13 protein-coding genes are annotated in these 8,333 nt (G+C 42.3%); 3 read left to right on the top strand and 10 right to left on the bottom strand.

What is annotated here, in order from left to right; all coding sequences use genetic code 11:
• Window positions 1–194: 194 nt before the first annotated feature.
• Window positions 195–2,066: a GTPase family protein gene (locus IM477_RS13400; RefSeq protein WP_287732120.1), complete on the top strand. Its 1,872-nt coding sequence runs from the start codon at window positions 195–197 to the stop codon at window positions 2,064–2,066.
• 71 nt (window positions 2,067–2,137) lie between these two features.
• Here the strand turns inward: IM477_RS13400 and IM477_RS13395 are convergent, their stop codons facing one another.
• The 6 genes from IM477_RS13395 to IM477_RS13370 form a co-directional block, all read right to left on the bottom strand.
• Window positions 2,138–2,269 (bottom strand): TOBE domain-containing protein, encoded by a 132-nt coding sequence (locus tag IM477_RS13395; RefSeq protein WP_287732119.1) that lies wholly within the window; start codon window positions 2,267–2,269, stop codon window positions 2,138–2,140.
• Complete coding sequence (locus IM477_RS13390; RefSeq protein WP_287732118.1) at window positions 2,259–2,480, bottom strand: hypothetical protein; 222 nt, start codon at window positions 2,478–2,480, stop codon at window positions 2,259–2,261. Before IM477_RS13390 ends, IM477_RS13395 begins: the two co-directional genes overlap by 11 nt.
• A gap of 254 nt (window positions 2,481–2,734) precedes the next feature.
• Window positions 2,735–3,004, bottom strand: a complete 270-nt coding sequence (locus IM477_RS13385; RefSeq protein WP_287732117.1) for a hypothetical protein — start codon at window positions 3,002–3,004, stop codon at window positions 2,735–2,737.
• Window positions 3,005–3,246: 242 nt separating this feature from the next.
• Window positions 3,247–3,453: a hypothetical protein gene (locus IM477_RS13380; protein ID WP_287732116.1), complete on the bottom strand. Its 207-nt coding sequence runs from the start codon at window positions 3,451–3,453 to the stop codon at window positions 3,247–3,249.
• Window positions 3,404–3,700, bottom strand: a complete 297-nt coding sequence (locus IM477_RS13375) for a BrnT family toxin (protein WP_043995702.1) — start codon at window positions 3,698–3,700, stop codon at window positions 3,404–3,406. The genes IM477_RS13380 and IM477_RS13375 overlap by 50 nt, the downstream gene beginning before the upstream one ends.
• Window positions 3,701–3,994: 294 nt before the next feature.
• Window positions 3,995–4,201, bottom strand: a complete 207-nt coding sequence (locus tag IM477_RS13370; protein WP_012264701.1) for a hypothetical protein — start codon at window positions 4,199–4,201, stop codon at window positions 3,995–3,997.
• Between the two features lie 586 nt (window positions 4,202–4,787).
• On the opposite strand from IM477_RS13370, the gene IM477_RS13365 reads away from it, so the two are divergent.
• Window positions 4,788–4,985: a hypothetical protein gene (locus IM477_RS13365; RefSeq protein ID WP_002762603.1), complete on the top strand. Its 198-nt coding sequence runs from the start codon at window positions 4,788–4,790 to the stop codon at window positions 4,983–4,985.
• Window positions 4,986–5,136: 151 nt separating this feature from the next.
• On the opposite strand, the gene IM477_RS23105 is transcribed toward IM477_RS13365, so the two are convergent.
• The 4 genes from IM477_RS23105 to IM477_RS13350 form a co-directional block, all read right to left on the bottom strand.
• Window positions 5,137–5,340, bottom strand: coding sequence for a hypothetical protein (locus IM477_RS23105; protein WP_353845545.1), 204 nt, complete (start codon window positions 5,338–5,340; stop codon window positions 5,137–5,139).
• Window positions 5,341–5,569: 229 nt separating this feature from the next.
• Window positions 5,570–6,436 carry an alpha/beta fold hydrolase gene (locus IM477_RS13360; RefSeq protein ID WP_287732115.1) on the bottom strand — a complete coding sequence of 289 codons (867 nt, stop codon included), beginning with the start codon at window positions 6,434–6,436 and terminating at the stop codon, window positions 5,570–5,572.
• Between the two features lie 57 nt (window positions 6,437–6,493).
• Window positions 6,494–7,315, bottom strand: coding sequence for a phosphoadenosine phosphosulfate reductase (gene cysH, locus IM477_RS13355; RefSeq protein WP_287732114.1), 822 nt, complete (start codon window positions 7,313–7,315; stop codon window positions 6,494–6,496).
• 389 nt (window positions 7,316–7,704) lie between these two features.
• The gene (locus IM477_RS13350; RefSeq protein ID WP_287732113.1) at window positions 7,705–8,169 is read right to left on the bottom strand and encodes a hypothetical protein; all 465 of its coding nucleotides are present in this window, start codon (window positions 8,167–8,169) and stop codon (window positions 7,705–7,707) included.
• A 101-nt stretch (window positions 8,170–8,270) separates the two neighbouring features.
• Here IM477_RS13350 and IM477_RS13345 point away from each other — a divergent pair.
• Window positions 8,271–8,333, top strand: a 63-nt coding sequence (locus tag IM477_RS13345; protein WP_146031629.1) for a helix-turn-helix domain-containing protein, incomplete at its 3' end; no start/stop codon positions are given.

The following is an 8,333-nucleotide window of genomic DNA, read 5'->3' as shown; positions in this document are numbered from 1 at the left end:
GTTTGTCCCGTAATGGTTTGAGCCTTTTTTGCTGACCGAAAACGCCTAAGTCCCATTAGGTACTTAGAAGCTGAAATAACGCCAATTCGTCAATCAGAATATTTTCAGGCTTGGCGGTGCCAACTTTGGCATCAGGACTGCCCCCCTAACCGAGAATCAGAGATCGGTAGAATGGAAAAAAACCAGATCGAGCAATGTTACGGTTAAAAACTTGGCAAGGGTTGATTTTAGCAGTTCCGATCGCCGCCGTGGTCATCTTTCTGATCGTGGCCGCCGGCTTTCAGATACATCAATGGGGTTTGAATTGGATTTGGGCAGTTTTTACCCTGATTTTTGTCGCTTGGCGCTTCCTGTTGGTCAAATGGACGCGCCCAGTAGTCGGGGAAATTGAAGCCGCCATTGGGGAAATTAAGGCAGAATTAACCCCTCCTGACGGTGATTCCGGTGGCAATGTTGAGGAAATTATCGAGAGGATTATCGTCGAGGCCCGCAATGATCGCCCGGTTTGGGAAGATTGGGCGACTTTTTGGCAACGCTGTCAGGATTTGGTCAGTGCCATCGCCCATATATATTACCCCGATGTCAAGTACCCCTTATTAAATATTTACATTCCCCAGGCCTACGGTTTAATTCGGGGAACCGTGGATGATAGCGATCGCTGGATGCGGAATCTCTCCCCGGCCTTGAATCAAATCACCATCGGGCAAGCCTATCAGGCCTACGAAGTTTATCAAAAATTGCAACCCTCAGCCCGGAAACTTTGGCAAGTCTGGAATTGGGCGCAATGGGTAATCAATCCTGCCGCGGCTGTGGCTAAAGTTGCCAGTCAAAAGTACAGCGATCGAGCGGATCAGCAATTATTAGTCAATTTAGGGCAAGTTTTGCGGGAAAATGCCCTAAGAAACCTTTCTCGCCAAGCGGTGTTACTCTACAGTGGCAGTAATCTCGCCCCAACTCTCCCCACCAAGACAAAAATCGCCACCACTACTCTCAAAGAAATTCTCGCCCAAGCTGAACCGATCACGGAAATCGATCGCCAACCGGTTAATATTCTGCTGGTTGGACGCACCGGGGCCGGCAAAAGCAGTTTAATTAATACTCTCTTTCGGGCCGATTTAGCCCAAGTGGATCTATTGCCCAGTACCGACGCGATCCAATCCTACCATTGGCAAACCCCAGAAGGAGACGAGTTAATCCTCTGGGATACCCCGGGCTACGAACAGGCAAATCGGGCTGATTATCGGCAAAAGGTTCTCAATTACGCCGAAAACGCCGATTTATTGATTCTTGTCACCCCCGCCCTCGATCCCGCCCTGTCCATGGATGAGGCTTTTCTTAAAGATTTGCAACAAACTATTGACAATTTACCAGTTATTGTCTGTGTTTCCCAAGTCGATCGCCTGCGTCCGGTGCGAGAGTGGCAACCTCCCTATAATTGGCTGACGGGAGAAAGTCCCAAAGAAGTCAATATCCGCGAATGCTTGCAGTATCGGGCGGAATTATTCGAGAATCTCTGTGATCGCATTTTGCCAATGGTCAGTCAACAGCCGGATAGAGAAGCTTGGGGGGATGAGGAGTTATCAATCGCTTTGCTGGGGGCAATTTCGCCCGCCAAACAGTTGCGTTTAGCCCGTTTTTTAGCGGATTTAGAAACTCGAACCCTGGCAGCGGCGAAAATAATCGATCGCTATACTTTACAGATGGCCACGGGGCAAGGTTTAACGGCCCTATTAAAAAGTCCTATTCTAGGTTTTATCTCCACTTTAGCCACGGGAAGACCGACTTTAGCCTATCTTTTAGCTGAACAAATTCCTGTGGAACAATTACCGGTAGCGATCGGTAAATTACAGATGGCCTACGAGCTTTTTTCTCTCTTGAATCCAGAGAATAAAAGTTTTGATTTATTGGCACTTTGGCCAATACTATTAGAGAATTCTAGCACTGCCGACAAGGAAGCTTGGGCTTGGGGTCATGCTCTGGTAGAATATTGGACAAAGGACTTATCGATCGAACAGTTCCGGTCAAGTTATCAGGGGTATTTAGAGACGATAAAAACAGGCCTCTAATCAGATTAATTAAGCTAAACCTTTATTCCACAGCAATCATCACATCAGAGAATTTAACCCACCCCATAGACTTATTTTCCCACGGCAACGTCTAATTTTTCCGCCGCTTCTTTGGTGATAATCGAGACCATCTCTATTCCGGGGGCAATTTCCACAATAACCTCCCCATTAACTGCCCCCATTTCCAAGTTATTAAGGAGCAAAAGGATTAAAATCCTCTATAAATTCTATACAAATACGACTTCTATCATCCAAAAAAGTAAAACAGGATTCTTTACCGATAAGTGAATGAACCGCTCTTCGATTGTCAATAGTAGCGTTAGCTGAAATTTCATTAACATTCATATTAACAATATTAACATAATCACTATTCCAAAGAATTTTAGCAAACATTATTCCTTGACTGACTTTCATTAGTCCTGCACAGAAAGGGTCCTGTCTAACTAGGGTTTGCTGAAAAAGTGTATTGGTGGGGTTAGGAGTCAGTAGCCGGTCGTCGGTCGTCAGTAGCCGGTCGTTTCAGGCTTTGTTGCCCTTGGTTTTTGTACCAGTTTATGTACTATGAGAAGAATAATGCAAGGTTTTTGAATGTCCCAATCCTATATTCTTGCACTAACATCGGATTTTAACAGGTCAAAAGCCTTATTTTAAAAGGGTTTTACCATTATTCAGCAGACCCTAACTAATTTTCCTTGTTGGTAAAAACTGCAGCTTGCCAAAAAAGGGAAATAAGATTTTTGCTCTGTTTCATACAAGCATAACTGACTTTCATTATCGAGAAGAGTAAAACAATATCCTTTTCCTTGAGGATTATCTGAGCGAACAGCCGGTCGGTTATTGACCATTACATCAATTGCAGATATATTAAAATCCCCTTCATACGTCGTCACTGTATTATCTTCCCATAAAATTGATCCGCTATAAACGCCTTGAGCCATGGAACTATGCACTAGACAAATGCCAGACGGTTTTATTACTTCCTTTTTTTTTGATAAAACTACAGGAATATATGAAGGCAGAATCAGAAGCATATACGGTAGGAGGGTCACTCAAAAACAGACAATTTAACCCTACTAAATATAAGACCATTAATAATAGTTTCTTATCCATGATTAAAACCACTACGATCGAGAATCTTTAACTAGCTGCAAAAAATAATATATTTGACTAGCCGATTATATTATTCCCATATTTTGGGAGAAATAATCGCCGCATTTTCCCAATCATCATCAAAAGGGAGCGCATCGGGATCTGACAAAGCATTAGCCGCGATTTCTGCATCGCTCATCGATTTAACTCGCTCCCAATCGGTTAAATCTTGGCTTTCCTCTTTTGTGTTAACAATCCCCATCTTGGGGGATACTCTCTTGATACTTTCTTCGCTCACGTTCGTTTGCTCTCCTAGCACTAATCAATCGGCAAGTTTCCCCTCTTATAGTATAGACAACATAACAGATTATCCCGTTTAATTGTCCCAGCAAACACATCCTTATTTCTTGGTAATCTTGGCGATTATCTTCTCTGATTAGACAGTGACCATCGAAAATAGGAGGAACAGCCGCAAAATCTATCCCATGCTTCTCTATATTAGAATATCTTTTAGACTGATCCCAGTCAAATTCTCTAAATTGCATAAATATAGTCATTTCAATTAAGATTGAGAATATCAATGCCAGAGTTCATAAGGGTTTAACCGGTCTAGAGTGTATCAGACTTATCTGAAATGACTATATGTCGTTGATCTGAGGGTGATATAGCTGTAGCTGGTTTACCAAATGCAGATACTTCATTGTCTAAACGATAAGCATCCGGATTCTTCTTTAGAAGATGATGCACAGAGTTCCCTTGAGTTGGAAGAGCCAAAGAAGCGCTGAGGTCTTTTGGCTTGTTAACTTCCTCTGTCTCATTTTTTGAATCACTGGTCATAACTAAACAATTAGTAGTGGTCTCTGTTCATTACCTTTTTGAAGTATTAATTGAGTATCTTCTTCCGTCTCAGTTTTAGCATATAAAGCCATGAGTTTTAATCCTTTACGAATGACTTCAGACTCTGTTAAGCCTAGCTCCTTAGCTATTTCTTTAAGATATTCAGAGTCCTTTTGACTAAGATTTACTCGAAATTGTCTGGTAGCCATTTTTTTTTGTTAATTTAGTGAATGGATTGTATCGATTCACTGATAACTGATCACTAAGGTCGAGAAGAGCCATTTTTACCATTGAGGGCTATAGTAGGGTCAATTCATGAATTGACCCTACAGTCTGATTTAAGGGTTGTCATCGTCCTTTCTTATAGATGTCCATAATAGTCTGCCTTTAGAAACTTAGCATCCTAACTACAGTATCCTATCTTACCCTAATTACACCAGATATGTCAAGCAATTACACTGGATATGTCAAGCAATTACACCAGATATGTTAAATCAACATAAACGAGTCCTGACGGTACTTAATGGGTGCAATAAGTTAAATACCATCGACTTATCGACTTATTTGCTATTAAAAGGCTATTTTTCGCAAATTTTAACTAAAATAATCTTAGGTTTTATTCATGATTAGGTACAACAGGGGGTATAATAGGGTATTTAGTAGGTGGTATTACATATACATATATGCAAGGCATAGCAATGGGTGTAATGTGGGTATATTGTGGGGCTTAATAGATACCACAGTGCTGAGTTCCTATGGTATGATAGTTCCATCAACTTTTAGATAGATAAAAGTATGGCAGACACAACTAAACAAGTGAGTATGCTAGAATTGGAGTTAGAAGATGATCTAATCAGACAAATTGAAGATGTAGCTGATTCTGGTTGTTTTTCAAAAGATGAATTATTACAAAGTATTTTAGAAGCATGGAGATATCATCAGGCCTATATACATAGACTTGAAAATATGGTTCAAATAATCAATATTAAGTAATTCGATTTGAGGGTAATGTGGAATGATTACTATCAAATGATTCCCTGCTTATTGTTTTGAGCTAACAAAAAATTTTATCACTATTTTCTTGATCAACATTTTATTAAACTTTCATAACAAGTAACCCTGAGACAATTATCAGTTTTAGCAATTATTGAGATGTTAATTTATTGTAAGCAGGAATAATCGCCGCGTTTTTCCAATCATCATCAAAAGGGAGCGCATCGTGATCTGACAAAGCATTAGCCTCGATTTCTAGATCACCCATCGATTTGACTCCCTTCCAATCGGTTAAATTATTAATATCTGGGGGATTATTTTTTATATTTATCCTTCCTAAAGCTGGTATTTCCAGATGCTTTGACCAGTGCAGAACTACAGTGATATACTAAGGATAACTTGATCAATACTTTCTAGGGAGATTTTGCTATCAATTCCCAGAAAGTATCGAGGTTTAGCTTTGGGAGCATCTCACCTTTGTAACCCCTAAATCAGGTTTTATGTCAAGCTATTTTGAAAGCCTTGCTAGAAACCAGTTTTAGGGACAAGTATAATTACTCACTTGCATAAATGAGATGCTCCCTTTAGCTTTTGCGTCCGAGAAAATTAATAATCTGGGGACTAATTTCTTTTGACCAATGTTCTTGGGGATAGTGTTTTGCTTCCGCGAGGGGGATTAATTCCACTCCTGATTTAGTAGCTAATTTTTCGACGGTGACAGAAGATAACCAAGGATCGGCCATTCCCCAGACAAAAAGGATAGGTTTTTCAAAGTTCTCTAAACCTGTCTCAATTTCTGCCATGGTTTTCGATAGGTTTAAATTGCGAATCGTGGCCAGTAAAGCGCGACCCACTGCCGAAGTTTTTAGATAAGGTTGACGGAAAATAGCCAGATCTGCATCGCTAATCACAAAACCGCTACCGGTTTCTAAAGTACGATCGACTAATAAGGGGTCTTGAGTCGCCATATCTCCGAGGAAAGGTAGCCCCCATTGTTTCATTATCCAGGGTAATTTGACATCCCTGGAGAGGGGAGTATTTAAGACGATCAAGCGCTCAATTTTATCGGGATTTTCTAGGGCGTATTGTAAACCGACGGAGGCTAAAAAACCCTGGACGATTAGGGAGATTTTCGGCAATTGGAGAGCTTGAATAAAATCGGCCAAAGCTTGACAAAAAGCGCTAGGTGTGTAGGCGAATTCTCTGGCATTGGGTTTAGCGGATAAACCGGAGCCGATCCAATCGGGGGCAATAGCATTAATGTTATATTCTTCTAAACTGGTTAACAATTCCCGCCAAATATAGCTATGGGCGGGTAAACCATGGAGTAGGATCACGGGGGTTGTGTCCGGTTGTTGAGCGGGGTTAACCTGTCGATAAAACCACTTGAGAGAGCCGACTTCGAGAAAATTTTCTAAAATAGCCATGGTTAATGGGGGATTAATAATCATTAACCATTGTCTAACGTCTAGGAACCGATCGCACCGGCAATTTTCCCACCCTGGCAGTTATAGGGAGCTTGCGTCGAGACTTTGTGCTTCTCCGGGGGTTAAGGGCAAATGAAGACCGCATTCTTGTTTTAAACCCTTGAAACGGGTGTCTCGTTCGTTGCTATCATCGGCGGTTAAAGGCCGACTGGAGTGCCAATCGCCCACGGAGACATAACCCAGATCAAAATAGGGATGGTAGGGAAGATCGTATTTAGTCAGATACTGGTATATGGTTTTGGCATTCCAGTCAAGGATCGGTAATATTTTGTAACGTTCGCCCTGTGGATTGACCCATTGGAGAGTTTTGCGGTGGTCGGTTTGGTCGCGACGTAAACCTGCTAACCAAGCGGTGGCCTTTAATTCCTTCAGGGCCCGTTGCATCGGCTCCACCTTGCGGATTTTGTCGTAGAGATTGAGGGAGTCCAGATCGTTATTTGACCACAGTTTACCGTGGATTGCTTCCATGCGGGCGGGACTGAGGGGAGATTGATAAACTTTCAGGTTTAAATGGAGGCGTTGGCTTAAGTCTTCGGCAAATTGATAGGTTTCCGGGGGAAGATAGCCGGTATCGATCCAAATGATGGGAATATCGGGGATAATTGCGGTGACGAGGTGCAACATCACCGCCGCTTGAATGCCGAAACTGGTACTCATCACCAAACCTTCCCCAAAGGTGGCCGCAGCCCAAGCGACGATTTCTGCGGCGTTAGCGGAGTCAAAACGTTGATTAATTGTGGCCAGGTCGAGGGATAGAGGGGAGGAAAAAGACCGGTCGGCAGTGGGGATGAAGGCGGTTTCTAGGGCCCGTGGATGAGGATTAAGCAAGTGTAAATCTGGCATTCTGGCTAAGATTTAAGATATTAGTAGCGGCGGATACTGATAGAGTCCAATCTATCCATTAGGGTTCGAGAATAGAGTCACCTCCATCTCCTCCCCTTGAGAAACGTGGGTGAGACTTTCGCCTCCGACGGCTCCTAGTTTAACTGCTTCATTGTTAGGGATACAGCTTGACAATCGAGGGCCGTTTTATCGAAAATTTGGGTTAAAACCCCGTCGTTTTACGGTTGAGAATCTATATACTGTACTTCTACTATATCTGATGGGGTGAAGTGTGGCCCACACTAGCGACACCTTCCTTTCTCAAAAATCTCTCTGGTTACACTAGACTCAAGTTGGCAGCTGAAAAAGTCTCTGGTGACATCTAATTGACCTCGATTAATGATACTAAGTTAAGCAAGATTGGCAGGAATTGTCGCTAGTTTTTGCAGTTGTTTTTCAATATTGGCCTTTAATTGGGTCCGGGTGATTTCTTTTCCCGTTTGAGCGGTGTGTGCATTTTCCAGAAAAATAATACTATCTACTTTTTCTAGGGCAAATAATTGGAATAAAAGATGGGTTACGGGAATCAGGAGCGTTGATAGGGGTGAATTGGGGGTATTTTGAGCAGATATGGCCATTTTTTCCGTAGCAAAGGCATAGATTACCCTTTTCTCCTGTTGCGGCTGCCGCCGAGGGGCTAAGGTGGTTAGTAACCAATCACCCTGGCTATTCTGCACCACATAGTATTGTAAATGTTTTAACTGTCTGGCCATGGCCGCAAGGACGGGATTAACCGCTTCTTCCATGACTACGGGGGCCAGTCCGTAATTGACCGCGTCTCGACTTAAAATATGCAGTTGTGCCTTTAATTTCATGGCTAATCATCGAAAATTTTGGATCTGAAACCCCGTCGTTCTACGACGGCTTTACTGTTAAATATTAGCACATTTACGAAATATATGCTAAAATGTGAGGTATGGAAAAAGCCTATTCGTTTCGATTTTACCCAACACCCGAACAAGAGTCGCTATTGCGGCGC

This window comes from Microcystis sp. M090S1, assembly GCF_020246295.1.
Lineage (GTDB): Bacteria > Cyanobacteriota > Cyanobacteriia > Cyanobacteriales > Microcystaceae > Microcystis > Microcystis aeruginosa.
This window is presented reverse-complemented; position numbering and strand designations above follow the sequence as displayed.